This is a genomic window from Amycolatopsis sp. NPDC003676, from assembly GCF_053587275.1.
In genome coordinates this window covers 1-1272 of record NZ_JBSFNS010000328.1, presented here as the reverse complement: position 1 = coordinate 1272, position 1272 = coordinate 1, and the positions used below count along the sequence as shown (strand labels likewise).

Annotated in this window: 2 protein-coding genes; one reads left to right on the top strand and one right to left on the bottom strand. The window is 68.1% G+C overall.

The window, feature by feature from the left end; genetic code table 11:
• On the bottom strand, positions 1-291 hold a 291-nt coding region (locus ACWDNU_RS46155), incomplete at its 3' end, for an AMIN-like domain-containing (lipo)protein (protein WP_449673482.1).
• Between the two features lie 135 nt (positions 292-426).
• Here ACWDNU_RS46155 and ACWDNU_RS46150 point away from each other — a divergent pair.
• On the top strand, positions 427-1272 hold an 846-nt coding region (locus ACWDNU_RS46150), incomplete at its 3' end, for a dipeptidase (RefSeq protein ID WP_449673481.1).

Sequence of the window (1272 nt, the reverse complement as noted above, 5' to 3'; positions counted from 1 at the left end):
GTACGCGCCGCCGCGCAACGGGACGGTGGCGCCGGAGCCGTCCATCGTCACGGTGTCGACGTAGCCGACGCGGTAGCCGGCCAGCGGGCCCGACAGATCGATGACGAGCCGGTCGAAGCAGTCGTGGCGGCCGGACCGGACAGCCCCGACGGTCGCGGTGGAGTAGTTCGCGCTCGACTTGTCGAGCGAGCCCCAGGTGACGCCGCAGGAGGACGGGGCGGCGGCAGCTGGGAGGGTCCACAGGCTCGCGCAGGCCGCGAGCGTGGTGAACAGGACGAGGAAGCGACGCATGTCGCACCGCCTTCGGGCAGTGGGAGGAAGGTACTGATTAATCGGACTAATCAGACATCGCGTTAGCGTCGCTACGGTTCCGGCTGTGTTGCGAAACGTAGGATCGCAGGTCACGAACAACGACCGGAGGTGAATATGGCGCCCTTCCTGTGGGAGCAGCACTGCTGTCTGCCGTTGCATCACACGGCGCGCATCGGCGAACTCGCCCGGTATCCGCTCGGGTCGTATCTCTCGGTCAATGTCGGGTATTCGGCCCAGACCACCGCGGATTCGCTGGAACTGGTGCACCGGTTCCGTGACCAGGCGGCGGCCGATCCACGCTTCAGGCTGGTCGAGCGCCGCGCCGACATCGGCGCCGACGACGCGATCGCGCTGGCCTTCGACCTGGAGGACTCCGGCCCGCTCGGCGGCGATCTCGACAATGTGGAGCTGTTCTACCGGCTCGGCGTTCGCTCGCTGCTGCCGAGCTACAACCACGCCAACGCGGCGGGCTGCGGCTGCCTCGACACCGCCGACACCGGCCTCACCGGCTACGGAAAAGACCTGGTGCGCAAGCTGAACGAGGTCGGCATGTTCGCCGACGGCTCGCACTGCTCGCGCCGCACCGGCCTCGACATCGCGACCCGCACCGCCGTCCCGATGATCTACAGCCACTCCAATTTCGCCGCCCTGTGGGAACATCCGCGCAATATCACCGACGATCAGGCCCGCGCCTGCGCCGAGACCGGCGGCGTGATCGGCATCAACGGTGTCGGAATCTTCCTGGGCCACAACGCCCCCGGCGACCACGCCGCCCGCCTCGCCGCGATGGCCGACCACATCCGCTACGGCGTCGATCTGGTCGGGCTCGACCACATCGGCGTCGGCTCGGACTACTCCTTCGACGGCCAGGAGTTCAACGACGAGATCCGCGCCAACCCCGGCGCCTTCTCCGAGTCGTACACGAAATGGGGCCCGCTCCAGTGGGTTCCCCCGGAGGAC